General features: G+C 74.5%; 23 protein-coding genes. 11 read left to right on the plus strand and 12 right to left on the minus strand.

Features of this window, described 5'->3' with window-relative positions; all coding sequences use genetic code 11:
• Positions 1-75: 75 nt before the first annotated feature.
• A complete protein-coding gene (locus ACFU9A_RS08615) occupies positions 76-1,098 on the plus strand; it encodes a bile acid:sodium symporter family protein (RefSeq protein WP_430574816.1) in 1,023 nt (340 codons plus the stop codon).
• A 9-nt stretch (positions 1,099-1,107) separates the two neighbouring features.
• Positions 1,108-1,398: a DUF3175 domain-containing protein gene (locus tag ACFU9A_RS08620; protein ID WP_430574817.1), complete on the plus strand. Its 291-nt coding sequence runs from the start codon at positions 1,108-1,110 to the stop codon at positions 1,396-1,398.
• Positions 1,399-1,434: 36 nt separating this feature from the next.
• On the opposite strand, the gene ACFU9A_RS08625 is transcribed toward ACFU9A_RS08620, so the two are convergent.
• Positions 1,435-2,373, minus strand: coding sequence for an SDR family oxidoreductase (locus tag ACFU9A_RS08625; protein WP_430574818.1), 939 nt, complete (start codon positions 2,371-2,373; stop codon positions 1,435-1,437).
• Between the two features lie 233 nt (positions 2,374-2,606).
• On the opposite strand from ACFU9A_RS08625, the gene ACFU9A_RS08630 reads away from it, so the two are divergent.
• From ACFU9A_RS08630 to ACFU9A_RS08640, 3 genes are all read left to right on the plus strand, one after another.
• The gene (locus tag ACFU9A_RS08630) at positions 2,607-3,800 is read left to right on the plus strand and encodes a GAF domain-containing protein (RefSeq protein ID WP_430574819.1); all 1,194 of its coding nucleotides are present in this window, start codon (positions 2,607-2,609) and stop codon (positions 3,798-3,800) included.
• Between the two features lie 80 nt (positions 3,801-3,880).
• On the plus strand, positions 3,881-5,404 hold the full coding sequence (locus ACFU9A_RS08635) for an aldehyde dehydrogenase family protein (RefSeq protein WP_430574820.1): 1,524 nt from the start codon (positions 3,881-3,883) through the stop codon (positions 5,402-5,404).
• Between the two features lie 31 nt (positions 5,405-5,435).
• Positions 5,436-5,858 (plus strand): DUF779 domain-containing protein, encoded by a 423-nt coding sequence (locus tag ACFU9A_RS08640; RefSeq protein ID WP_430574821.1) that lies wholly within the window; start codon positions 5,436-5,438, stop codon positions 5,856-5,858.
• Between the two features lie 27 nt (positions 5,859-5,885).
• On the opposite strand, the gene ACFU9A_RS08645 is transcribed toward ACFU9A_RS08640, so the two are convergent.
• A complete protein-coding gene (locus tag ACFU9A_RS08645; RefSeq protein ID WP_430574822.1) occupies positions 5,886-6,251 on the minus strand; it encodes a DoxX family protein in 366 nt (121 codons plus the stop codon).
• A 149-nt stretch (positions 6,252-6,400) separates the two neighbouring features.
• On the opposite strand from ACFU9A_RS08645, the gene ACFU9A_RS08650 reads away from it, so the two are divergent.
• Positions 6,401-6,820, plus strand: coding sequence for a winged helix-turn-helix transcriptional regulator (locus tag ACFU9A_RS08650; protein WP_430574823.1), 420 nt, complete (start codon positions 6,401-6,403; stop codon positions 6,818-6,820).
• A 21-nt stretch (positions 6,821-6,841) separates the two neighbouring features.
• Here ACFU9A_RS08650 and ACFU9A_RS08655 read toward each other — a convergent pair whose 3' ends face one another.
• A complete protein-coding gene (locus ACFU9A_RS08655; protein ID WP_430574824.1) occupies positions 6,842-7,207 on the minus strand; it encodes a DoxX family protein in 366 nt (121 codons plus the stop codon).
• Positions 7,208-7,379: 172 nt separating this feature from the next.
• On the opposite strand from ACFU9A_RS08655, the gene ACFU9A_RS08660 reads away from it, so the two are divergent.
• The gene (locus ACFU9A_RS08660) at positions 7,380-8,375 is read left to right on the plus strand and encodes a hypothetical protein (protein WP_430574825.1); all 996 of its coding nucleotides are present in this window, start codon (positions 7,380-7,382) and stop codon (positions 8,373-8,375) included.
• A 40-nt stretch (positions 8,376-8,415) separates the two neighbouring features.
• Here the strand turns inward: ACFU9A_RS08660 and ACFU9A_RS08665 are convergent, their stop codons facing one another.
• Entirely contained in the window at positions 8,416-8,895 is a 480-nt protein-coding gene (locus ACFU9A_RS08665; protein WP_430574826.1) for an HNH endonuclease, read from the minus strand.
• Between the two features lie 168 nt (positions 8,896-9,063).
• Here ACFU9A_RS08665 and ACFU9A_RS08670 point away from each other — a divergent pair, with 168 nt between their 5' ends.
• Positions 9,064-9,720, plus strand: coding sequence for a dihydrofolate reductase family protein (locus ACFU9A_RS08670; protein ID WP_430574827.1), 657 nt, complete (start codon positions 9,064-9,066; stop codon positions 9,718-9,720).
• Positions 9,721-9,722: 2 nt separating this feature from the next.
• Here the strand turns inward: ACFU9A_RS08670 and ACFU9A_RS08675 are convergent, their stop codons facing one another.
• The 3 genes from ACFU9A_RS08675 to aceA all read right to left on the minus strand — a co-directional run bounded on the left by ACFU9A_RS08675 (position 9,723) and on the right by aceA (position 13,413).
• A complete protein-coding gene (locus tag ACFU9A_RS08675) occupies positions 9,723-10,145 on the minus strand; it encodes a hypothetical protein (protein WP_430574828.1) in 423 nt (140 codons plus the stop codon).
• 155 nt (positions 10,146-10,300) lie between these two features.
• Positions 10,301-12,055 (minus strand): malate synthase A, encoded by a 1,755-nt coding sequence (gene aceB / locus ACFU9A_RS08680; protein ID WP_430574829.1) that lies wholly within the window; start codon positions 12,053-12,055, stop codon positions 10,301-10,303.
• Positions 12,056-12,099: 44 nt separating this feature from the next.
• Positions 12,100-13,413 (minus strand): isocitrate lyase, encoded by a 1,314-nt coding sequence (gene aceA / locus ACFU9A_RS08685; protein ID WP_430574830.1) that lies wholly within the window; start codon positions 13,411-13,413, stop codon positions 12,100-12,102.
• 163 nt (positions 13,414-13,576) lie between these two features.
• Here aceA and ACFU9A_RS08690 point away from each other — a divergent pair, with 163 nt between their 5' ends.
• Positions 13,577-15,079, plus strand: a complete 1,503-nt coding sequence (locus tag ACFU9A_RS08690; protein WP_430575363.1) for a helix-turn-helix domain-containing protein — start codon at positions 13,577-13,579, stop codon at positions 15,077-15,079.
• 78 nt (positions 15,080-15,157) lie between these two features.
• Here ACFU9A_RS08690 and ACFU9A_RS08695 read toward each other — a convergent pair whose 3' ends face one another.
• Positions 15,158-15,838: a helix-turn-helix domain-containing protein gene (locus ACFU9A_RS08695; protein ID WP_430574831.1), complete on the minus strand. Its 681-nt coding sequence runs from the start codon at positions 15,836-15,838 to the stop codon at positions 15,158-15,160.
• A gap of 116 nt (positions 15,839-15,954) precedes the next feature.
• Between ACFU9A_RS08695 and ACFU9A_RS08700 the strand changes: the two genes are divergently transcribed.
• Positions 15,955-17,379: an MFS transporter gene (locus ACFU9A_RS08700; protein WP_430574832.1), complete on the plus strand. Its 1,425-nt coding sequence runs from the start codon at positions 15,955-15,957 to the stop codon at positions 17,377-17,379.
• Between the two features lie 13 nt (positions 17,380-17,392).
• On the opposite strand, the gene ACFU9A_RS08705 is transcribed toward ACFU9A_RS08700, so the two are convergent.
• Genes ACFU9A_RS08705 through ACFU9A_RS08720 form a run of 4 tightly spaced genes read right to left on the minus strand, consistent with a single transcriptional unit; the run spans position 17,393 to position 21,053 of the window.
• On the minus strand, positions 17,393-18,046 hold the full coding sequence (locus tag ACFU9A_RS08705) for a 3-oxoacid CoA-transferase subunit B (RefSeq protein ID WP_430574833.1): 654 nt from the start codon (positions 18,044-18,046) through the stop codon (positions 17,393-17,395).
• A gap of 3 nt (positions 18,047-18,049) precedes the next feature.
• Entirely contained in the window at positions 18,050-18,880 is an 831-nt protein-coding gene (locus tag ACFU9A_RS08710; protein WP_430574834.1) for a CoA transferase subunit A, read from the minus strand.
• A complete protein-coding gene (locus ACFU9A_RS08715; RefSeq protein WP_430574835.1) occupies positions 18,877-19,656 on the minus strand; it encodes a 3-hydroxybutyrate dehydrogenase in 780 nt (259 codons plus the stop codon). Before ACFU9A_RS08715 ends, ACFU9A_RS08710 begins: the two co-directional genes overlap by 4 nt.
• Positions 19,653-21,053 carry an MFS transporter gene (locus tag ACFU9A_RS08720; protein ID WP_430574836.1) on the minus strand — a complete coding sequence of 467 codons (1,401 nt, stop codon included), beginning with the start codon at positions 21,051-21,053 and terminating at the stop codon, positions 19,653-19,655. Before ACFU9A_RS08720 ends, ACFU9A_RS08715 begins: the two co-directional genes overlap by 4 nt.
• Before the next feature lie 153 nt (positions 21,054-21,206).
• Here ACFU9A_RS08720 and ACFU9A_RS08725 point away from each other — a divergent pair, with 153 nt between their 5' ends.
• Positions 21,207-22,127, plus strand: a complete 921-nt coding sequence (locus tag ACFU9A_RS08725; RefSeq protein WP_430574837.1) for a LysR family transcriptional regulator — start codon at positions 21,207-21,209, stop codon at positions 22,125-22,127.
• Positions 22,128-22,137 lie beyond the last annotated feature (10 nt).

Below are 22,137 nucleotides of genomic sequence, written 5' to 3' on the forward strand. Positions count from 1 at the left end.
CGGTGCGGCCGCGACGCCCCACGGCCGGCGTGGACCGGATCGCTTCCCGGGGCGCGCATTTCCTACACTCGCGCGGTGCGTCGTGTGCTGAGTGGTTGGTTGGACCTGTTCGTCGTCACGCTGGTCGTCGTGATGGTCCTGGGGCTGGTGGTCCCGGTCCCGCCGACGGCGCAGCAGGTCGTGGACGTCGCGGCGGACGTCGCGGTCACCGTCCTGTTCCTCGTCTACGGCATGCGGCTGTCCACCCGCGAGGTGTGGGCCGGCCTGCGCAACTGGCGCCTCCAGGGCGGCATCCTCGCCGCCACCTACGTCGTGTTCCCCGTTCTGGGGCTCGTGGTCGCGTGGGCGGTCGCGCCGCTCGTCGGTGCGCCGCTGGCCGCCGGCCTGCTCTACCTGTCGCTGCTCCCGTCCACCGTGCAGTCGTCGGTGGCCTTCACGTCCGTGGCGCGCGGCAACGTCGCCGGCGCCATCTGCGGGGCCACCGTGTCCAACGTGCTGGGCATGGTCGTCACGCCGCTGCTGGTCCTGTGGCTCATGACCGACGCGGACGGCGGCGGCGGCGCGACCGCCGGGCACGGGCTGGACGGGCTGCAGACCGTGCTGCTGCAGCTGCTGCTCCCGTTCGTCGTGGGCCAGCTGCTGCAGCCGTGGGTGGGCGACTGGATCCGCGCCCGCCGCTGGCTCACCCTGGGCGTGGACCGCGGCACCATCCTCGTCGTCGTGTTCTCCGCGGTCGCGGCGGCCAGCTCCGCGGGCGTCTGGGCCGGCATCTCGGGCTGGGCGATCGTCGCCCTGCTGGCGGTGAGCGCCGTCATGCTCGCCGTGATGCTCGGCGTCACCTGGTGGGGCGGCGCCGCCCTGAAGCTGCCCCTCGAGGACCGCGTCGCGCTGCTCATGTGCGGGTCCAAGAAGTCCCTCGCCACGGGCCTGCCCATGGCGAGCGTGCTCTTCCCCGTCGCCGCGGCCGGCGTCATCGCCGTGCCGGTGATCATCTTCCACCAGCTCCAGCTCGTCGTCTGCGCCGTGCTCGCGCGGCGCCTCGCGCTGCGCGAGCGCGAGGCCGGACGGCCCGCTGCGAGCACGCAGGACCGCTCCTAGCGTGGCCGGATGGCCGGGCAGGACGAGGGGCGCGAGCGGTGGTCGCAGGACGTCACCGAGCACTCCGACGCGCTGGACCTCGAGGACGACGTCTTCACCTGGGACGACCCCGTCCGCATCGCCGCGTCGTTGAAGCGGTCGGCCGAGGCGAGCGGGCGGCGCAAGGGCACGCCGTACCGGTCGGCGATGTCGATGCTGACCTTCTACGTCAACCGCGCCGGGGCGAACCTCCCCGCCGCGCAGCGGGACGTGCTCGAGCGGGCGAAGGACGAGCTGCGCAGGGCGTTCGGCCGGGAGTGACCCCCGTCGACCGGCGGGCCCGATGGCCGAGGCACGTCAGTCGAAGGTGACTCCCGTCAGCTCCTCGGACACCGCCCACAGCCGCGCCGCGTCCGCGGTGCTGCGCAGCGACGCCCACGGCCGCTGCTCCACCGGAGGCCCGCCGAGCCGGCCCGGCCACCCGGGGCCGTAGAAGCCGCCGTCCCGCGCCGTCCGCGACGTCGCGGCCAGCAGCGCCGGCAGCGCCGCGCTCTCGACCGTCCCGACCACCAGGCCGCGCGCCGAGAACCACCGGACCATCCGCACCTCGCGGGTGTCGGCGGCCCGGCTCACCTCCGGGCGCGCCGCCAGCAGGCTGGTCGGCGCGACACCGGGGTGGGAGACGTTGCTCGTGATCCCCCAGCCCGAGGCGCGGGCGCGGCGGCCGAGCTCGAACCCGAACAGGGCACAGGCGAGCTTCGACCGGCGGTACGCGCGCATGCCGTCGTAGTGCCGCTCCTCGTTGAGGTCGTCCCAGCGCAGCGCGCCGCGACGTGCCGCGACGCTCGTCTGCGACGTCACCCGAGCCCGGCCCGCCCGGAGCAGCGGCAGCAGGCGTCCCGTGAGCGCGACGTGGCCGAGGTGGTTGGTGCCGAGCTGCAGCTCGAACCCGTCGTCGGTGGTGCGCCGTTCGGGCGGCGTCATCACCCCGGCGTTGTTGACCAGGCGGTGGATCGGGTCCCCCTCGGACCGCAGCCGGTCCGCGAGCGCCGCGACCGACGCCAACGACGCGAGGTCCAGCTCGAGCAGCCGGAGCCTGGCCCCGGGGTGGCGCCCGAGGATCCTCGCGACCGCCGTCTCACCCTTTCCCGGGTTGCGGACCGGCATCAGCACCTCGGCCCCTGCCCCGGCGAGCCGGGTCGCGATCTCGAGCCCGACGCCGTCGCTCGCGCCCGTGACCAGCGCCCGCGTCCCCGACAGGTCGGGCACCGTGAGGTCGTGCTCCCTGCGTGCCATGCTCTCTCGCCCCCGTGTCGTCCGTCGGTGGACCCGTGGGCCCCGTCGACACGAGGGTCCCCGACGGGGGCCGCCCGTGCCAGGGCCTGACGATCCCTGGCTGGGGCCCCCTACACTGGCACGCACGCACCGGACGACGACGTCGGGAGGTCGCGGTGGAGCGGACGGCCGCCTCGGTGGCAGGCAAGGGTCAGGGGGCCCGCGCGAGCGGGGTGAGGCGCGACCCGCGGAGCGTGCGCGCGGCGTACGAGCGCTTCATCGGCACGGGCGAGCTGCCCGCCGGGATCGACCCCGTGGTCGCCGACTCCTGGCGCCGGTCGGTGCGCAGCGGCGTCGACCCGGACACCCCGCACCCGCAGGTCGCCCTCGCCGACGACGACCTGGCCGCCTATCGCGCCGCCCACCCCCTCGCCGCGGTGATGCCCGTGGTGCGCGAGCTGGTGGTCGACGGCGCGGCGGACGACGGGCTCGTCGTGGCCGTCTCCGACGAGGTCGGCCGCCTGCTGTGGGTCGAGGGCAACCCGCGCCTGCGCGGCACCGTGGACCGGGTGGGCTTCGTCGAGGGCGCCGTGTGGCGCGAGGAGAGCGTCGGCACCAACGCGCCCGGGACCGCCCTCGCCACCCGCCGCGCCGTCCAGGTGATCGGCGCGGAGCACTTCTCCCGCCCCGTGCAGGAGCTGAGCTGCGCGGCCGCCCCGATCCGCGACCCCGCCACCGGCCGGGTGCTCGGCGTCCTCGACGTCACGGGGCGGCGGGCCGCGGCGACGCACGTCGTGCTGTCGCTGGTGCGCGCCACCGTGGCCACGGTGGAGCGCGAGCTCGCGACCCGCGCGGCCGCCGCCCCGGGCCTTCCGGCGCCCGTCGACCTGCGCGTGCTCGGGCGCCCGGCCCTGCGGTGCCGGTCCGGCGACCGGGCCCTCTCGCTGCGGCACGCCGAGATCCTGCTGCTGCTCGCGGAGCACCCGCGCGGCCTCGGCGCCGACGAGCTGGCCGTGCTGCTGCACCCCGGCGAGCTGTCCGGCGTCACCGTCCGGGCCGAGGTGTCCCGGCTGCGGCACGTCGCCGGGCCGCTGCTCGCCGGGTCGCGCCCCTACCGCCTCGCCCGGCCGCTGCGGACCGACGCCGACGACGTCCGAGCGTCCCTCGCGCTCGGCGACGTGCGCGGCGCCCTCGCCGCGTACGCGCCCCTGCTGCCGCGGTCCGTCGCGCCGGGCGTGGAACGCCTCCGGGCCGAGCTGTCCGCGGAGGTCCGCGCGGCCGTCCTCGCCTCCGGCGACCCCGACGCCCTCGACGCCTGGGTGTGCGGCGTCGACGGCGCGGACGATCACGCCGCGTGGTCCCGGCTGCTCGCCGTCGCGCCCGCCGGCAGCCCGCAGGCCGTGCGCGCCCGCGCCCGCGTCACGCTGCTCGACGCCGACCTGTCCTGACTGCAACGGGCCTGCAACCTTCGACGCCCTACCGTCGGCGGAACGCGGCGCGACGAGGCGCCGTCACGCGAGGAGGCAGCATGACCGTCTACGCAGCCCCCGGCCAGCCCGGGGCGATCGCCGAGTACCGCGCGCGGTACGACCACTGGATCGGCGGGGAGTACGTGCCGCCGTCGAGCGGCCAGTACTTCGAGAACCCCAGCCCGGTCACGGGCCAGACCTTCACCGAGGTGGCGCGCGGCAACGCCGACGACATCGAGCGGGCCCTCGACGCCGCCCACGGCGCGGCGCCGGCCTGGGGGCGCACGTCCGTCACCGAGCGGGCGAACATCCTCAACAAGATCGCCGACCGCATGGAGGCCCACCTCGAGAAGATCGCCGTGGCGGAGACGTGGGAGAACGGCAAGCCCGTCCGCGAGACCCTCGCCGCCGACATCCCGCTCGCCATCGACCACTTCCGCTACTTCGCCGGCGCCATCCGCGCCCAGGAGGGGTCGATCTCCGAGATCGACGAGGACACGGTCGCGTACCACTTCCACGAGCCGCTCGGCGTCGTCGGGCAGATCATCCCGTGGAACTTCCCGATCCTCATGGCCACGTGGAAGCTGGCTCCGGCGCTCGCGGCGGGCAACGCCGTCGTGCTCAAGCCGGCCGAGCAGACGCCCGCGTCGATCCTGTTCCTCATGGACATCATCGGCGACCTGCTGCCGGCGGGCGTCGTCAACGTGGTCAACGGCTTCGGCGTCGAGGCGGGCAAGCCGCTCGCGTCGTCGTCGCGGATCCGCAAGATCGCGTTCACGGGCGAGACCACGACGGGCCGCCTGATCATGCAGTACGCGTCGCAGAACATCATCCCGGTGACGCTGGAGCTGGGCGGCAAGAGCCCGAACATCTTCTTCTCGGACGTCGCGTCGGCGAAGGACGACTTCTACGACAAGGCGCTCGAGGGGTTCACGATGTTCGCCCTCAACCAGGGGGAGGTGTGCACCTGCCCGTCGCGCGCGCTCATCCAGTCCGACATCTACGACCAGTTCCTGGGCGACGCGCTGGAGCGCACCAGGGCGGTGAAGCAGGGCAACCCGCTCGACACCGACACGATGATCGGCGCGCAGGCGAGCAACGACCAGCTCGAGAAGATCCTCAGCTACATCGACATCGGCAAGGCGGAGGGCGCGACGGTCCTCACGGGCGGCCACCGCGCCGAGCTCGAGGGCGACCTCGCGGGCGGGTACTACGTGACCCCCACGGTGTTCGAGGGCAAGAACACCATGCGGATCTTCCAGGAGGAGATCTTCGGGCCGGTGGTGTCGGTGACCGACTTCGCGGACTTCGACGACGCGATGAAGATCGCCAACGACACGCTCTACGGCCTGGGCGCGGGCGTCTGGTCCCGGCAGGGCGAGACGGCGTACCGCGCCGGCCGCACCATCGAGGCCGGGCGGGTCTGGACGAACTGCTACCACGCCTACCCGGCGGCCGCCGCGTTCGGCGGGTACAAGGGCTCGGGCGTCGGCCGCGAGAACCACAAGATGATGCTCGACCACTACCAGCAGACCAAGAACCTCCTGGTCAGCTACTCGGGCCAGAAGCTCGGGTTCTTCTAGGCCGACGACCGACACGACGACGGGGCAGACGATGAGCGACACGATCTCGCGTGTCGCCGTGTCCGACGCCGCGGCCGGGCTCCTCGCCCGGCTGCGGCGTCAGCACGGCGAGCTGATGTTCCACCAGTCCGGGGGCTGCTGCGACGGGTCCAGCCCGATGTGCTACCCCGACGGCGACTTCCTCGTGGGCGACGCGGACGTGCACCTGGGCGACCTGGCCGTCGTCGACGGACCCGTGGACGAGGCCGGCGCGACGGGCGAGCCGTTCACCGTGCCGGTGTGGATGAGCCGCGCCCAGTTCGAGTACTGGAGCCACACGCACCTGACGATCGACGTCGTCCCGGGGCGCGGCGCGGGCTTCAGCGTGGAGGCACCCGAGGGGGTGCGCTTCCTCATCCGCTCGCGGCTGCTCACCGACGAGGAGTCGGAGGCGCTGGCGGGGCCGCCGTCCTGACCCGCCGGCACGCGGCCCGCGAGGGCGTCAGAGCGCGGCGAAGCGCCCGACCGCGACGAAGACGGCGAGCGCGAGCAGGACGACGTTCACCGGCAGGCTCTTGCTCTCGCCCAGACGCACGTGCAGCGGGATCGCGCCGACCTGCGTGATCGCGAGCCCGACGGCGGCGACCGGGGTCAGCACGGGCGCGACGCCGGTGGCCCACGGGAGGATCACGCCGACGGCGCCCAGCACCTCGAGCCAGGCCAGGGTGCGGACGGCGGTGACCCGCTCGGGGGTCACCCAGCGCATCTGCTCCTGCAGCGCGGGGATCGGCCGGAGGGCCTTGCCGAGGCCGGCCATGAGGAAGACGGCGGCGAGCAGACCGGAGGCGATCCACAGGGCGATGTTCATGCGAGTCCTTCGAGGGGCGGCCGCGACGACCCGTCTGGTCGGTCACTCTTTGTGCCTGGCTGCATGATGGGTAATCATCGGACGGCCTACAAAAGGCACACGCGTGTGCCGGAGGCACACCGGGGGACGGCCGATCGGGCGGAGACGACATGACCATCGAGGCGACCTCGACGCACGGGGCGCCGGGCGGGCCGGTGCTCGGCGGGGCGTGCCACGCGGACGCGACGACCAGCGAGGTGCGCGCGGTGCTCGACCGGGTGGGCGACAAGTGGAGCACCCTGGTGCTCGGCACGCTGGCCCCGGGCCCGCGGCGGTTCACCGAGCTGCTGCACGGGATCGACGGGATCTCGCAGCGGATGCTCACGCTCACGCTGCGCCAGCTGGAGCGGGACGGGCTGGTGAGCCGCACGGTGCACGCCGTCGTCCCGCCGCGCGTCGACTACGAGCTCACCGAGCTCGGGCAGACCCTGCTGCCGCCGGTCATCGCGCTCGTGGAATGGGCGTTCGCCCACACGGACGCCATCCGCGCCCACCGCGAGCGGTACGACCAGGCGCGGGCCGAGGCCTGAGGGGCGGCGTCCGCCCGGCCGTCACCAGCCGGCGAAATGGCCCACGGCGACGAACGCCGCGCCCAGCAGCAGGACCACGTTGACCCACAGCTGGGCGAGCTCGCGGCGGCGCACGTGCACCGAGATCGCCAGGGCCTGCAGCACCACCAGGCACGTCGCGGCGACCGGCGTCAGCCACGGCAGCGTGCCGGTGGCCTGCGGCAGGATCAGCCCGAGCGCGCCGGCGATCTCCGCCAGGCCGATGAACCGCACGACCACGCCGGGGAAGTCCTCGACCCAGCCCATCGCCGACCGCAGCCGGTCACGGCTGCGGGTGAGCTTCACGACACCCACGGCCAGGTAGAGCAGGGCCAGCAGCCCGGCGGCGACCCACAGTCCGACGTTCATCCCGTGCCTCCTCGCGGCAGCAGCTCGAGGGCGAGCGGCGGCGTTGCCCGGGTCGGAGCGGCGACGCCGTCGTGCCTGTGCCTGGTGCTGTCCGGAACCTAGCGCGCCGATGCCGCGACGGGAACGACCTCGCCCGTGGTGTCGGAGGGTCGGCGCCCGATATGTTCTGCGGGTGACCCGAGAGACCCTGCCCTCCCTGTCGGCGCTGCCCGCGTGGCTCGTGCCGTCCGTCTACCTCCACTGGTCGGCCGACTGGCTCACGGAGTCCGTCGCGATCGCCACCCGCGCCCCGGAGCACCGGCTGCCGGGCGGGCCCGACGGCCCGCAGCGGGGCGACGTGGTCGTGACGGTCCTCGGGGACGCCGGCGTCGTCGCTGCGGTGGAGCTCATGGGCGCCACCGACGGCGAGAGCTGGGTGAGCGACGACCTGTTCGGCCCGGACCGGCCGATCGTCTGGGCCGACCTCTTCGACGGCGCGGACACCTACACCGGGTCGTCGGGCTGGCTGCCGCCGGACCACGCGCGGCTGGTGCTCGACGGCGTCGCGGAGCAGTTCCGCGGCGGCCCCGTGCACACGCTCGACCCGGGCGACTGCGGCGCCGGTGCCACCGCGTCCGACGTGCACGCGCTGCGCATCCTGGGCCACCGCGCCGTGACGGGCTGGTCGATGCGCCGCGAGGAGCGCTGCGCCACGTGCGAGCGCTTCGTCGACGTGCACCGCATGCAGGCCCACGACGACGGCGCCGTCCGGCTGGGGACGACGACGGCCGGCGGGCGCACGCTCGAGCAGCTGGTGCGCGACGTGCACCTGCTGTGCGAGCAGTGCCACGACCTCATGCACGCGCACACCGTCTCCTCGCAGCGGGCGCGGATGCGCCCGCAGTGCCCGGGGTGCGGCGCGCGCGGCAAGACCAAGCGCATCGTGTGGGGCATGACGTTCCAGGACGACGTGATGAACGCCGAGCCGGACGTCGTCTACGGCGGCTTCGAGGTGCCGGTGCCGACGCCCGAGTGGTACTGCACCGAGTGCCACGCGAACTTCGCGAGCAGCGTCATCGCGTCCCGTGCGCTCACGTCCGCCGACACGGGCGGCAGCGCGGGCGTCGTCGCCGTCACGGGGTCGCTGTCGATCGTGCCGGACCTGCCGGAGGACGAGCCCGCCGCCTGACGGCTCGCGGCCCCTGCGACGGCCGCGGCCGGACCTCGGGTCAGGCCGCGGCCGTCGCGGCGGCGCGGCGGCGCCGTCGCACCAGGCCGTGCTCCGCGGGCGGCACGTACGGGGCGAGGAGCAGCGGCATGCCGGCCTCGAGGGGCGTGCGGTCGGCCTTGCGCCCGTTGCAGCGCTCGCACGCCGCGACGAGGTTGAGCCACGACGAGTCGCCACCGCGCGAGCGGGGGATCACGTGGTCCACCGTCTCGGCGGGCCCGCCGCAGTACGCGCAGGCGCCGTCCCGGCGCTTCACGCCGTCCTTCGTCACCGCCGGGCGGCCCGCGCCGCGGTAGCGCCACCGCATCGCGACGTACCGCACCAGCCGCAGCACGCGGGGCATCGGGTAGGGGCCGAACCGGTGACCCTCGACGGCCTCCTCGACCACGGCGACCTCGCGCACCAGCATCGTGATGGCGTGCTTGACCGAGACGCGGTGCAGGGGCTCGTAGCCCGCGTTGAGCACCAGGACGTCGGCCACGGTCCCGCTCCCTCCTCGGTGGGCAGGCGTGCCGTGTGAATCTCCTCACAGCATGCTGCCGAGGTGAAAGTATGCCGCCGAAGCCTGGAAGTCCAGGGCATACGGCCCGATGAGTCCGGTCCGCGCGCGCCGTCCACCCTCCGTCGACGACATCCGACGGAGGATCACATGAGGCTCAGCGTCGCGATCTTCACCTCGCTCGACGGGGTGGTGCAGGGGCCGGGAGGGCCCGAGGAGGACACCCGCGGCGGCTTCGCCGAGGGCGGCTGGTTCGTCCCGTTCACCGCGGACCCCGTGTTCGGCGAGGTCGTCGAGGGCTGGTTCGCCGAGGTCGACGCGTTCCTGCTCGGCCGTACCACCTACGACATGTTCCACAAGTCCTGGGGCCAGGTGACCGACCCGGACGACGCCCTCGCGGCCCGCATCAACGCCGGCCCCCGATACGTCGTCTCCTCGACCCTGACCGATCCCGCATGGGCCGGCACCACCGTGATCAGCCCCGCCGACGAGGCCGATCTGGCCGCCCGGGTGCAGGCGCTCAAGGACGGGCCGGACGGCGAGCTGCAGGTGCACGGCAGCGCCCGCCTCGCCAGCACCCTGCACGACCTGGGGCTCGTCGACGTCTACCGCCTCGTCCTCGCGCCCGTCGTGGTCGGGTCCGGCGCGCGGCTGTTCGACGACGGCGCCACGCCCTCCGGGTTCGCCGTCACGTGGTCGCGGCTCGGCGAGTCCGGGCTGGTGTTCCTCGAGCTCGCGCCCCGCCCGCTGCGGCACGGCACCGCGGACGTCGTGGACGGCGGCCAGTCCGTGCGGGTCGAGGACTGACCTCACGCGTCGTCGAGCACCAGCGGCCGCACCTGCCCGCCGGCGGCGACGAAGAACCCGCGCAGCCGCACTCCACGGACCGCGGCCTCGGCGCGCAGGTCGCGGTTCCAGGCACGGTCGTCGTCGGTGCGGGTCGCGTCGCCCGGGCGCTCCAGGACGACGACGGCGCACCCGCCGGGCGCCTCGTCGTCGATCACGCCGCGCAGCACGGCGCCCAGCCCGGCGAGGGAGTCGCCGTCGGGCCGGACGGACGGGTCGTCGATCGGCAGCGCCAGGCCGAGGAGGCGGTCGTCGGCGTCGAGCCACGTGACGGTGAGGGCGCGCCGTCGCGGGGAGGCGCCGCCGGCGAGGAACAGGGCGAGCTCCAGGAGCTCGGCGTCGTCGGCGATCTGGTCGCCCGGGCCGAATGCGGTGGTGGTGTCCATGCGTCGTCACCCTGCCGCACCCGCGGGCCCGCCCGTGGGCGTCGTCCACAGGCCTCCTGACCCTGGTTGCCGAACAGGCAGTTGACACCGTGATGGCGGCCCATCGGGCCTCATCACGGTGTCAATTGCCTGCTCGGCAACCGGCCGGGGTGGGGTCAGCCCGCGAGGTAGCGGGCGTACGCGCCGGTGGTGAGGAACGGCGGGAACTCCTCGCCGAGGGCCACCTCGCGGAACAGGGCCACGGCGTCGTCGAACCGGTCGCCCGACGAGCGGGGCAGGCCGCGCAGCACGTCGCGCAGCACCGCCTCGCACCGCACCCGGGTGATGGGCAGGCCGTCCTCCGTCGTCGTGCCCGAGGCCACCCACTGCCACACCTGCGACCGGGAGATCTCGGCGGTCGCGGCGTCCTCCATGAGGTGGTCGATCGCGGCCGCGCCCACGCCCCGCAGCCACGACTCGATGTAGCGCACCCCCACGGACACGTTGGTGCGCAGACCCGCGGCGGTGACGGTGGCGCCCGAGCGGCGGGCCGACGCGACGTCCAGCAGGTCGGCCTGGCCCACCTCGACGTCGTCGCGCAGGCGGTCGACCTGGTGGTCGCGCTCGCCGAGCACCTCGTCGAACGCCCCGCGCGCCACCTCGACCAGGTCGGGGTGCGCCACCCAGGTGCCGTCGAAGCCCGCCGCGGCCTCGCGGGTCTTGTCGGCCCACACCTGCTCGACGGCGCGCTCGGTCACCTCGGGGGAGCGGCGGTCGGGGATGAAGGCGCTCATCCCGCCGATGGCGTGCGCCCCACGCCTGTGGCACGTGGCGACGAGCAGCTCCGTGTACGCCCGCATGAACGGCGCGGTCATCGTCACCTGGCCGCGGTCGGGCAGCACGTACGACGAGCCCCGGGTGCGGAAGCACTTGATGACGCTGAACAGGTAGTCCCAGCGCCCAGCGTTGAGCCCGGCGCAGTGGTCGCGCAGCTCGTAGAGGATCTCCTCCATCTCGAACGCGGCGGGCAGCGTCTCGACGAGCACCGTGGCGCGGATGGTGCCGCGGGGGATGCCGAGCGCGTCCTGCGCGGCCTCGAAGACCTCGTTCCACAGCCGCGCCTCGCGGTAGCCCTCGAGCTTCGGCAGGTAGAAGTAGGGCCCCCGTCCGCGCGAGACCAGCTCGTGGGCGTTGTGGAACAGGTACAGGCCGAAGTCGACCAGCGTGCCCGACGCCGGCTGCGTCGACCCGTCCGGGCCGGTGTAGGCCAGGTGCGACTCGAACAGGTGCCAGCCGCGCGGCCGGAAGACGATCGTCGGCAGCTCGGTGAGGTCGGTGGAGCGCAGCGCGTACCGCTTGCCCGCCGGGTTGGTGAAGGTCAGCGTGCCGCGGATCGCGTCGTGCAGGGCGAGCTGGCCCTCCACCACGTTGCGCCACGTGGGGGACTGCGCGTCCTCGGCGTCGGCCAGCCAGCACCGGGCGCCCGAGTTGAGCGCGTTGATCGTCATCTTCGGGTCCGTCGGCCCCGTGATCTCGACGCGGCGGTCGCTCAGCCCCGGTGCCCCGGCCGCGCCGGCGACCCGCCAGGACGGGTCGTCGCGCACGGGCCGGGTGGCCGGGTGGAAGTCCGGGTCGTCGCCGTCGGCGATGCGCCGCATGCGCCGCTGGCGCTCCAGCAGGAGCGACGTGCGGTCGTCGGCGAACCGGTCGTGCAGCATCGCCAGGAACTCCAGCGCCTCCGGGGTGAGGATCTCCTCGTCGCGCGGCCCGAGGGGTGCGGTGGCGGTGACGTGACCCTCGCCGAGGGTCGCCGTGCCCCAGGCCGACGGCCCGGGGGCCGTGTCGGCGAGCGGGGTGCCGACGGCCGGTGCGACGACCGGCACCGGGGTGGTGCGCGGGGGAGCGGTGGTCGGGGACGTGAGCGTGGTCATGGCGTGCCTCCGGGCGGTCCGGGCTGAGCGGGGGTGGGGACGGGTCAGAACTGCGCGGCCTCGGTGGAGCCGGCGAGCGCGAGGGTGGCGGCGTCGGGGTTGAGCGCCGTCGACACGCGGTCGAAGTAGCCGGTGCCGACCTCGCGCTGGTGCTTCGTGGCGGTGTAGCCGCGCTCCTCGGCGGCGAACTCGGCCTCCTGCAGCCGCACGTAGGCGGACATCTGCTCGCGGGCGTACCCGTGGGCGAGGTCGAACATCGAGTAGTTGAGGGCGTGGAAGCCGGCCAGGGTGATGAACTGGAACCGGAAGCCCATCGCGCCCAGCTCGCGCTGGAACCTGGCGATCGTGTCGTCGTCCAGGTGCTTCTTCCAGTTGAACGACGGCGAGCAGTTGTAGGCCAGCATCTGGTCGGGGAAGTCGGCCTTGACGGCCTCGGCGAACGACCGCGCGAGCTCGAGGTCGGGGGTGCCGGTCTCCATCCAGATGAGGTCGGCGTACGGGGCGTAGGCCTTGGCCCGGGCGATGCAGGGCTCGACGCCGTTGCGGACCTCGTAGAACCCCTCGCCCGTGCGCCCGCCGGTGAGGAACGGGCGGTCCCGCTCGTCGACGTCCGACGTGATCAGGGTGGCCGCCTCGGCGTCCGTGCGGGCGATGACCACGCTCGGCACGTCGGAGACGTCGGCCGCGAGCCGCGCCGCGTTGAGCGTGCGCACGTGCTGCTGGGTGGGGATCAGCACCTTGCCGCCGAGGTGGCCGCACTTCTTCTCGCTGGCGAGCTGGTCCTCCCAGTGCACGCCCGCGGCGCCCGACGCGATCATCGAGCGCATCAGCTCGTACGCGTTGAGCGGGCCGCCGAACCCGGCCTCGGCGTCCGCCACGATCGGGGCGAGCCAGTCGCGGGTGGGGGCGCCGTTCTCGGAGACGTCGATCTGGTCGGCGCGCAGCAGCGCGTTGTTGATGCGGCGCACGACGGCCGGCACCGAGTTTGCGGGGTACAGGGACTGGTCCGGGTAGGTCTGGCCCGCGAGGTTCGCGTCGCCGGCCACCTGCCAGCCGGAGAGGTAGATGGCCTGGAGGCCCGCCTTCACCTGCTGCACCGCCTGGTTGCCGGTCAGCGCGCCGAGGGCGTTGATGAAGTCCTCCTCGTGCAGCTGACGCCACAGCCGCTCGGCGCCGCGGCGGGCCAGGGTGAACTCCTCGCCGACCGACCCGCGCAGCGCGACGACGTCCTCGGCGGTGTACGTGCGCTCGACGCCCGCCCAGCGGGGGTCGGTCGCCCACTGCTCGGCCAGCTCCGCGGCGGTCTGCGTCTGGTCGCCGGCGGCGGTGCTGGTACGGGGCTCGAGGGTGGCGGTCATGGCGTGCCTCTTTCGTCTCTCGTCGTGCGGCGCCGGCGGGTCGCCCGCCGTCGTCCTTGGTCACGACCCTGACGTGGCGCACCACCCCGCGGCCAGGAAATGTCGGGAGAAATATCGAGGTTCTTCTCCTGGACGGAAGGTGTGCCGCGTGTCACCCTCGAGCATGGCGATCTCGACCGAACCGCGGCCCGGTACCCGGGACGACGCGGCGCTGCCCATCGACCAGGAGGCCGACGCCCTCACGATCGGCCGCCGCATCCGGCACCTGCGCACCCGTCGCGGCATGACCCTGGAACAGCTCGGAGAGGCCATCGGACGTGCGCCGTCGCAGGTCTCGATGCTGGAGAACGGCAAGCGCGAGCCCACCATCGCGCGCCTGCAGGCGGTGGCCCGCGCGCTCGGCGCGAGCGTCGAGGACCTGCTCTCCGCCCAGGCGCCGTCGCACCGCGACGCCCTCGAGATCGAGCTGGAGCGCGTGCAAAGGGGCTCGCTCTTCTCCGCGCTCGGGGTGCACCCCGTGAAGGTGGGGAAGTCCCTGCCGACCGACGCGCTCGAGGCGATCGTGGGGCTGCAGCGCGAGCTGGAACGCCTGCACTCCGAGCGCGCGCTCACCCCGGAGGAGGCGCGGCGCGCCAACACCGAGCTGCGCGCCGACATGCGCGCGCAGGACAACTACTTCCCCGACCTGGAGATCGTCGCCCGAGGCCTGCTCGACGACGTCGGCCACGGCCGCGGGCCGCTGCCGCAGCGCGCCGTGGGGGAGCTGGCCGCCCACCTCGGCTTCTCGATCCACTACGAGCCCGACCTGCCGCAGTCCACGCGCGCCGTCATCGACCAGCTCCACCGCCGGGTGTACCTGCCGAGCAACGGGATCCGCGGCCGGTCCGAGGCGCGCTCGGCCGTGCTCCAGGCCCTGGCCTCGCACGTGCTGGAGCACGCCGAGCCGCGCGACTACCGGGAGTTCCTGCGCCAGCGCGTCGAGGCCAACTACCTGTGCGCGGCCCTGCTGGTGCCCGAGCGGGAGGCGGTCAAGCAGCTGCGGGAGGCCAAGGAGGCGCGGTCCATCTCCCTGGAGGACCTGCGCGACGCGTTCGCGGTCTCCTACGAGACGGTGGCGCACCGCTTCACGAACCTCGCCACGCGGCACCTGGGCATCCCGGTGCACTTCATGAAGGTGCACGAGTCGGGGGCGATCCACAAGGCCTACGAGAACGACGGCGTGCGGTTCCCGTCCGACCCGCTCGGCACCGTCGAGGGGCAGCACGTGTGCCGGCACTGGACCGCGCGCGTGGTGTTCTCCGTGGCTGACCGGCTCAGCCCGTACTACCAGTACACCGATACCCCGACGGGCACGTACTGGTGCACGTCGCGGGTGCAGGACACCGCCGACGGGCGGTTCTCGGTGAGCGTCGGCGTGCCGTACGCGCAGGTCAAGTGGTTCCTCGGCCGCGAGACGACGGCGCGCAGCACGTCGCGCTGCCCCGACGAGCGCTGCTGCCGCCGGCCCGACGAGCCGCTCGCCCGCCGCTGGGACGGCCACGCGTTCCCCAGCGCCCGCCCGCACGCCTCCATGCTCGCGGCGATGCCGTCCGGCGCGTTCCCCGGCGTCGACACGACGGAGGTCTACGAGTTCCTGGAGCGGCACGCGCCGACGGCGGCCGGCTGACGGCGAGCAGGCGGTTGCGCACGTTCTGAGCGGTCATTTCGGTGCGGTACCGCCTGGTCGGCGAGCGGTGGTGGGCGCTCAGTCGTGCCAGGCGCCGACCCAGTCGTCCCAGCGCGGGCCGTCGCCCAGCCCGTCGTCGTCGCCGGCCCGCGAGCGCAGCCCGGCGAGGACGAGCCGGAGGTAGCGCAGGTGCAGGGCGTCCGCCTCGGCGCGGGGGAAGGGGAGCGCGGGGCGCAGGTGCAGCAGGAGCTGCATGACGTCCGCGGTGGTGAACCCGGTCGGCAGCAGGCCCGCGGCGCGGTCGTACGCGACCAGCCGCTCGAGGCCGACGCGCAGGTCGCGGGTCGCCGCGGCGAGGTCCGCGGGGAGGGGCCCGCCCGCTCCCGGCGGCCGGAGGATGGGGCCGGTCGCGCCGGTGATCTGCCGCGCGAGGAACGTGCCGACGGCGCCGTCGGCCTCGGGCACCGCGTCGGTCCCGCACTGGTCCGCCACCTCGGTCGCCAGCCGCGCCGCCCCGCGCACCGCCTGCACGTGGAGCGCCTCGACCAGGGCCTCCTTGGTGGGGTAGCGGCGGTAGACCGAGCCGACGCCGACGCCCGCGTGCCGGGCGACGTCCGCCATGGAGGCGCCGTGCCCCTGCGCCGCGAAGACCTCGCGCGCCGCGGCGAGCACGGCGGTGTCGTTGGCGCGCGCCTCCCGCTGCCGGCCGGGGAGCGGTCGGTCGTCGGCGCGGTCGTCGGCGGCGGGGGCGGAGGGCATGGCCTCACGGTAGCCGCCGCCCCGGTGCTAGGGTGAATCGGAACGAGCATTCCGTTCCGTTTCAATCGGCGCGCGACGAGGCGCAGCCACCCCCACCACAGAGAGCGAGCACGACCGTGCCTCCGTCCCGCCCGGCGCCCGGCGCCGCCACCGGCCGGCCCGTCGACGCCACCGTCGTCCGGCACCCCGGCCGCGCGACCTTCGCGCTGAGCGCCGCCGTGCTCGCCTTCTCCCTGATGCAGACGCTCGTCGTCCCGGCGCTGCCGACGCTCGGCCGCGAGCTCGGCGCGACCGCGCAGGGGACCGGCTGGATCCTCACGGCGTTCCTGCTCGCCGGGGCGGTCCTCGCGCCCGTCGTCGGCAACCTCGGCGACCGCTTCGGGCACCGTCGCGTGCTGCTCGGCACCATCGTCGTGTTCGCCGCAGCGACCCTGGCGGCCGCGGCCGCCCCGACGCTCGGCGTGCTGCTCGCCGCCCGCGTGGTGCAGGGCGTGAGCACCGCGACGTTCCCGCTGGCCCTGGCGATCGCCCGGTCCGTGCTGTCCGGGCCGCGGCTCGCGGCGGCGTTCGGGTGGATCCCCGGGATGATCGGCCTCGGCGCGGGCGCCGCGCTCGTCGTGGGCGGCGTGGTCGTGGACGCGCTCGGCTGGCGCTGGCTCTTCGTGCTCGGGGCGGCGCTCATCCTCGGCTCGGGCGCGCTCGTCGCGGCCTGGGTGCCGCGCGGCGGCGCCCCCGCCGTGCAGCGCCGCACCGACTGGCCGGGCATCGCCCTGCTCGCCGGCGGCCTCGTCGGCCTGCTGCTCGCCGTGTCGCAGGGCGGCACGTGGGGCTGGGGCTCCGCGCGGACCGTCGTCGTCGGCGCGGCCGGCCTCGTGCTGCTCGCCGCGCTGGTGCTCGTCGAGCGGCGCATGGACGCGCCCGTCGTGGACGTCCGCACGTTCCGCCACGGCCCGATCGTGCTCGTCAGCCTGCTCACCGTGGCCGTGGGCTTCGTGCCGTACGTCTGCTACGTCGCGCTGCCGCTGCTCATGCAGGCCCCGGCGGGCACGGGCTACGGGCACGGCATGAGCGTCACCGTCTCCGGGCTGGCCATGCTCCCGAGTGCCGTGCTCGTCTTCCTCGGCGGGCGCGCCACCCCGGCGCTGGTGGGGCGGATCGGCCCGGGCGGCACGGGGGCGGTCGCCGCGGGGGTCATGGCCGTCGGCGCGGTCGGCCTGGCGCTGTGGCCCGCGACGCCGTGGGCCGTCGTCGTGGCGTTCTCCGTGCTCGGCCTCGGCAACGGCATCGGGTACGCGATCTGCGCGCAGCTCGTCGTGACCTGGTCGCCGCCCACCGAGACCGGCGCCGCCACCGGGCTCAACAGCGTGGTGCGCACCGTCGGGTCCGCGGCCGCCGCCCCGGTGGTCACCGCCCTCCTCGCGGCGGGCGCGACCGACCCCGCCGGCGCCTACTCCGCCGCGTTCTGGGTGGCGACCGTCGTCAGCGTGGTCGGCGTGCTGGTCGCCCTCGTGCTGGTGGCGCGCTCTCGCCGGGCGGCCTGAGCCGCCGCACCGCTCACGCGGCCCGCGCGTCGTCGAGGGCCGTCGTGAGCGGGGCGCCCGTGGCGGCCACGACGTCGTCGCCGGAGACGCCGGGCGCGAGCTCGCGGAGCACGAAGCCGGTGGTGCCGACGTCGAGCACCGCCAGGTCGGTGATCACACGGTGCACCACGCCGCGGCCGGTGAGGGGGAGGGTGCACTCCGGCAGCAACTTGGGGGAGCCGTCCCGGGCGGTGTGCTCCATGAGGACGATCACGCGCCGCGCGCCGTGCACGAGGTCCATGGCGCCGCCCGGGCCCTTGACCATCTTGCCGGGGATCATCCAGTTGGCCAGGTCGCCGGTGGCGCTCACCTGCATGCCGCCGAGGACCGCCGCGTCGATCTTGCCGCCGCGGATCATCCCGAAGCTGGTCGCGGAGTCGAAGACGGAGGCGCCGGGCAGCAGCGTCACGGTCTCCTTGCCGGCGTTGATCAGATCGGGGTCCACGGCGTCCTCGGCGGGGTACGGGCCGACGCCGAGCAGCCCGTTCTCGGACTGCAGCACCAGGTGCCGGCCGGGCGGGACGTGGTTCGGCACGAGGGTCGGCAGGCCGATGCCCAGGTTCACGTACCAGCCGTCGGCCAGCTCCGCCGCGGCACGCGCGGCCATCTCGTCGCGGGTGAGCGGCACGGCTCAGCCCTCCTCTCGGCCCGACGTCGCGGTGGACGTCGGGGTGGTGGTGCGCTTCTCGATCCGCTTCTCGCCGCCGGGCACGTGCACCACGCGGTGCACGTACACGCCGGGCAGGTGCACGTCGTCGGGGTCGATCTCGCCGGGCTCCACCAGCTCCTCGACCTGGGCCACGCACATGCGGCCCGCCATCGCGGCGAGGGGGGAGAAGTTGCGGGCGGAGCGGTGGAAGACGAGGTTGCCGTGCCGGTCGCCCTTCGCGGCGTGCACGAGGGCGTAGTCGGTGGTGATCGCCTCCTCGAGCACGAACTCGGCGCTCGCGCCGTCCGCACCGACGAACATGCGGACCTCCTTGGGCGGCGAGGCCACCGCGATGCCGCCCGCGCCGTCGTAGCGGCGGGGCAGGCCGCCGTCGGCCACCTGCGTGCCCACGCCGGTGCGGGTCCAGAACCCGGCGATACCGGCGCCGCCCGCCCGTAGCTGCTCCGCGAGCGTGCCCTGCGGGGTGAGCACCAGCTCGAGCTCGCCCGCGAGGAACTGCCGCTCGAACTCCTTGTTCTCGCCCACGTAGGAGCTGGTCATCCGGCGGATGCGCCCCGCGCCCAGCAGCAGGCCGAGGCCCCAGTCGTCGACGCCGCAGTTGTTGCTCACCACGGACAGCCCGGTGGTGCCCTGCGCCAGCAGCGCCTCGATCAGTGCGGCCGGGGTGCCGCAGAGGCCGAAGCCCCCGACGGCGAGCGACGCACCGTCGGGCACGTCCGCCACCGCCTCGGCCGCCGTCGCGACCACCGTGTCGAGTCCCCTGTCGAGACCCGTCGTGCCCGGCCCGCTCATCGTGCGCTCCATCCGCCGTCGATCGTCCACGAGGCCCCGGTGACCATCGAGGCGTCCGGGCCGGTGAGCCAGCCGACCAGCGACGCGACCTCCTCCGGCTCCACGAGGCGCTTCACCGCCGCCTCGGCCAGCATCACCTGCCCCAGCACGTCGGCCTCGGGGATGCCGTGCACCGCGGCCTGGTCGGCGACCTGCTTCTCCACGAGCGGGGTGCGCACGTACCCGGGGTTGACGCAGACGCTGGTGACCCCGCGGGGCCCACCCTCGAGCGCGACCGTCTTGGACAGCCCTTCGAGGCCGTGCTTGGCCGAGACGTACGCGGACTTGAACGGCGAGGCGACGAGCCCGTGGACCGACGACACGTTGACCACCCGCCCCCACCCGCGGGCGTACATGTGCGGCAGGGCCGCCCGTACCAGCAGGAACGGCGCCTCGAGCATGAGGCGGTGGACGAGCCGGAAGTCGTCGGGCGCGAAGTCCTCGACCGGGCTGACCCGCTGGACGCCCGCGTTGTTCACCAGCACGTCCACGTCCAGTCGCAGGTCGTCGAGGGCCCGGGTGTCGGACAGGTCGACGACCCACGCCTCGCCGCCGAGCTCGTCGGCGAGCCGCTTCGCGCCGTCGGGCTCGACGTCGGCGACGACCACGTGCGCGCCGCGCGCGGCGAGCTCCCGCGCGCAGGCCGCCCCGATGCCGGACGCGCCGCCGGTGACGAGGGCCCGGCGCCCGGCGAGCGCGCGCTCGCCGGACGCCGGGCGGGCGGTGGCCGCCGTCATGCCGCGGCCCCGGCGGTCGCGCGGTCGCGGGCGTCGACGTCGCGCAGCGAGATGCCGCGGGTCTCCCGCATGCTCAGCACGGCGACGGTGGTGATCGCGCCCGCCACGAGCAGGTAGACGGCGGTGGGCCACCACGACCCGGTCGTCTTGAGCCACGTCGTGGCGAGGATCGGCGCGAGCGAACCCGCGACGATCGACGTCACCTGGTAGCTGATCGACACCCCCGAGTAGCGCATCCGCGTCGGGAACATCTCGGCCATGATCGCGGGCTGGCCGGCGTACATGAGGGCGTGGAAGAGCAGGCCCACCATGATGACGACGAGCGCCACCACGGTGCTCCTGGTGCCGAACGCGGGGAACGCCCACAGGCCCCAGGTGCCGCCGAGGATCGCCCCGGCGAGGTAGACCGGCTTACGACCGACCCGGTCGGCGAGGCGGCCCACCACCAGGATGACCACGAAGTGGAAGGCGTGCGCGATCGCGATCACGCCGAGGATGGACGCGGTGTCCATCCCGAGCCCGGTGCCGAGGTACACGATCGAGAAGCTCACCACCAGGTAGTACATGATGTTCTCCGCGAACCGCAGGCCCATGCCGGTGAGCACGCCGCGCGGGTAGCGCCGCACGACCTCGGTGACGCCGACGCCCTGCGCCTTGCCCTCCTCGAGCTCGGCCTTCGCCTCCTCGAAGATCGGGGCGTCGGTGATGGTGGTGCGGATCCAGTAGCCGACGAGCACGACCACGGCGGAGAGCCAGAACGCGACGCGCCAGCCCCACGAGAGGAACGCGGCGTCGCTCAGCGTGGTGGACATGACCCACAGGACGGCGGTGGCGAGCAGGTTGCCCACCGGGACGGCGGCCTGCGGCCAGGCGGCCCAGCCGGCACGGGTGCGGTCCGGGGCGTGCTCCGCGACGAGCAGCACGGCGCCGCCCCACTCGCCGCCGAGCGCGATGCCCTGGACGAAGCGCAGCAGCACGAGCAGCGCCGGGGCGGCCAGGCCGATGGACGCGTAGCTCGGCAGGCAGCCCATGAGCACGGTCGCGGCGCCGATCATCATGATCGTGATCTGCAGGGTGTGCTTGCGGCCCAGCCGGTCGCCGAGGTGGCCGAAGATCACGCCGCCCAGCGGCCGCGCGAGGAAGCCGATGGCGTAGGTGACGAAGGCGGCGATGATGCCGTCGTACTGGTTGCCCATCGCGGGCATCAGCACCTTGTCGAACACGAGCGCCGCGGCGGTCGCGTAGAGGAAGAAGTCGTACCACTCGACGACCGTGCCGGCCATCGACGCGGACACGATCCTGGTGAGCAGGGACCGGTCGCTCCCGCTGTCGCCGGTGGTCCGGTCCGGCGTGCTGGCGGTCGCGCGGTCCGGCGCGGTGTTCTGGCCCGAGGCCATGGGTTCCTCCGGTGTCGTCGTTGACACGGTGGCTGGCGCCACTCCTGACGCGGAGGATGCTGCCGGTCCGGTGCATGTGCGTGCAACGACCAACCGAGCACGCCCGCTCTGCAGGGATGCACATCGACGGCGCGCGGCAGTAGGGTGCGGCGCGTGCCGACGACGCCGCAGCCCTCGCCCGACCAGCTCCTCGTGCTGCTGGAGGTGGCCCGCACCGGCCGGTACACGACGGCCGCCGAGGTGCTCGGGGTCAACCACACGACGGTCGCCCGGAACGTCGCGACCCTCGAGCGCGCGCTGGGCGGCCGCGTCCTGGTGCGCGGCGCGGACGGCTGGGAGCTCACCGGCCTGGGGGAGCGGGCGGCCCGCGCGGCGGAGGCGGTCGCGGCGGCGGTGGCGGGCCTCGCGGCCGGCGACGGCGCGCCCGACCCCGTCACGGGGGTGGTGCGGATGACCGCGACCGACGGCTTCAGCGCCTACGTGGCGTCGCCCGCCGTGGCCGCGCTGCGCCGGCGGCACCCCGACCTGTCCGTCGAGCTGGTCACCGTGACCCGGCACGCGATGCAGCACCGGTCCGGCGTGGACGTCGAGGTGGTGGTCGGCGAGCCGCAGGTGGGCCGGGCCAAGGCCGTGCGGCTGGGGGAGTACGAGCTCGGCATGTACGCCTCCCGCGACTACCTCGACCGCCACGGCGTGCCGGGGTCCGTCGCGGACCTGGCCGGGCACGGGCTCGTGTACTTCGTGAACTCGATGCTGCAGGTGGACGCCCTCGACGCCCCGCGCCGGCTGGTGCCGGGGATGCGCGACGCGCTCACCTCCACCAACGTGTTCGTGCACGTCGAGGCGACGCGGGCCGGCGCGGGCGTGGGGTTCCTGCCGTGCTTCATGGCCGACCGGCACCCGGACCTGGTGCGGCTGCTCCCGGGCGAGGTCCGCGACCGGCTGCCCTACTGGGCGGTGGTGCACCCGGAGTCGTGGCGACGGCCGGCGGTCGCGGCGCTGCTCGAGGCGCTGCGCGACCAGGTGGGCCGCCGCCGCGAGGTGCTGCTCGGCCGTCCGGGCGGGGGCGCCTGACCTCGGCCTC

It is taken from the genome of Isoptericola sp. NPDC057653, assembly GCF_042799955.1.
Classification (GTDB): domain Bacteria; phylum Actinomycetota; class Actinomycetes; order Actinomycetales; family Cellulomonadaceae; genus Isoptericola.

Bases quoted from the DNA above. Each gene is read 5' to 3' on its own strand.
- ACFU9A_RS08620 (WP_430574817.1), top strand. From the start codon at position 1,108: ATGGCCGGGCAGGACGAGGGGCGCGAGCGGTGGTCGCAGGACGTCACC.
- ACFU9A_RS08625 (WP_430574818.1), bottom strand. From the start codon at position 2,373: ATGGCACGCAGGGAGCACGACCTCACGGTGCCCGACCTGTCGGGGACG.
- ACFU9A_RS08635 (WP_430574820.1), top strand. From the start codon at position 3,881: ATGACCGTCTACGCAGCCCCCGGCCAGCCCGGGGCGATCGCCGAGTAC.
- ACFU9A_RS08640 (WP_430574821.1), top strand. From the start codon at position 5,436: ATGAGCGACACGATCTCGCGTGTCGCCGTGTCCGACGCCGCGGCCGGG.
- ACFU9A_RS08645 (WP_430574822.1), bottom strand. From the start codon at position 6,251: ATGAACATCGCCCTGTGGATCGCCTCCGGTCTGCTCGCCGCCGTCTTC.
- ACFU9A_RS08650 (WP_430574823.1), top strand. From the start codon at position 6,401: ATGACCATCGAGGCGACCTCGACGCACGGGGCGCCGGGCGGGCCGGTG.
- ACFU9A_RS08655 (WP_430574824.1), bottom strand. From the start codon at position 7,207: ATGAACGTCGGACTGTGGGTCGCCGCCGGGCTGCTGGCCCTGCTCTAC.
- ACFU9A_RS08670 (WP_430574827.1), top strand. From the start codon at position 9,064: ATGAGGCTCAGCGTCGCGATCTTCACCTCGCTCGACGGGGTGGTGCAG.
- ACFU9A_RS08675 (WP_430574828.1), bottom strand. From the start codon at position 10,145: ATGGACACCACCACCGCATTCGGCCCGGGCGACCAGATCGCCGACGAC.
- aceB (WP_430574829.1), bottom strand. From the start codon at position 12,055: ATGACCACGCTCACGTCCCCGACCACCGCTCCCCCGCGCACCACCCCG.
- aceA (WP_430574830.1), bottom strand. From the start codon at position 13,413: ATGACCGCCACCCTCGAGCCCCGTACCAGCACCGCCGCCGGCGACCAG.
- ACFU9A_RS08690 (WP_430575363.1), top strand. From the start codon at position 13,577: ATGGCGATCTCGACCGAACCGCGGCCCGGTACCCGGGACGACGCGGCG.
- ACFU9A_RS08695 (WP_430574831.1), bottom strand. From the start codon at position 15,838: ATGCCCTCCGCCCCCGCCGCCGACGACCGCGCCGACGACCGACCGCTC.
- ACFU9A_RS08710 (WP_430574834.1), bottom strand. From the start codon at position 18,880: ATGAGCGGGCCGGGCACGACGGGTCTCGACAGGGGACTCGACACGGTG.
- ACFU9A_RS08715 (WP_430574835.1), bottom strand. From the start codon at position 19,656: ATGACGGCGGCCACCGCCCGCCCGGCGTCCGGCGAGCGCGCGCTCGCC.
- ACFU9A_RS08720 (WP_430574836.1), bottom strand. From the start codon at position 21,053: ATGGCCTCGGGCCAGAACACCGCGCCGGACCGCGCGACCGCCAGCACG.